Genomic DNA, 224 nt, shown 5'->3' with positions numbered 1-224 from the left:
GGCGTGCTCGCGTGGGCCCGTGCTGTCTCCGAATTCGGTGCCGTCGCGGTGGTTGCCTACTCTGTAGAGTTCTTTTACCCGTTCGCAGGCGAGAAGGTGACCGCCCAACACGCACCCGTCTTCGTGTACAACACGTACCTCCAGGGGGGACTCGAGGAGAGTGGGGCGGTCGCGTTCTTGCTCTTGGCCGTCTCGGCAGCAATCTTCCTCCTCGTCCGCTACCT

General features: G+C 62.9%; 1 pseudogene. It reads left to right on the top strand.

Annotated elements, in window-relative coordinates:
- Positions 1 to 224, top strand: a pseudogene (locus tag EXE44_RS19620) (sulfate ABC transporter permease); the annotation flags it as partial.

This window comes from Halorubrum sp. SS7 (genome assembly GCF_005435055.1).
Classification (GTDB): domain Archaea; phylum Halobacteriota; class Halobacteria; order Halobacteriales; family Haloferacaceae; genus Halorubrum; species Halorubrum salinarum.
Note: the sequence above shows the minus strand (reverse complement) of the source record. Positions and strands in the feature narration are given on the sequence as shown.